The organism is Streptomyces sp. SID13726 (assembly GCF_010548375.1).
Taxonomy (GTDB): Bacteria; Actinomycetota; Actinomycetes; order Streptomycetales; family Streptomycetaceae; genus Streptomyces.
The window spans coordinates 1-397 of record NZ_JAAGLY010000767.1; the positions used below are offsets into that span (position 1 = coordinate 1).

General features: G+C 72.8%; 1 protein-coding gene. It reads left to right on the forward strand.

Annotated elements, in window-relative coordinates; all coding sequences use genetic code 11:
• Nucleotides 1–397: family 16 glycoside hydrolase (locus G3I78_RS50195; RefSeq protein ID WP_164437351.1), on the forward strand; the 397-nt coding region annotated here is incomplete at both ends.

The window sequence follows — 397 nt, forward strand, 5'->3', positions numbered from 1 at the left end:
CCACGGCGCCCAAGGCCGCGACGGCCGTGGCCGCGGTGCCCGACGAGGGGTACGACGTGATCTTCGACGGCACCGCCGAGTCGTTCGACGCCTGGGAGTACGCGGGCGACGGCGGGTTCGACCTGCTCGACGACGGCACGATCCGCTCCCGGGCGGGCGCGGGCGGCGGCTTCGGCACCCTCTGGTACCCGGTCCGGCAGTACGGCGACTTCTCGCTCGTCGTGCAGTTCCGCGACGACGCGCCCGGCGACGCGCGCGCCAACAGCGGCGTCCAGGTCCGGTTCCCGGACCTCTCCGGGCCCGTCGACGGGTGCCCGACGACGTTCAACGGCAACGAGACCGGCAACCTCTCGTGGATCGCCGTGAACTGCGGCCACGAGATCCAGGTGAACGACTC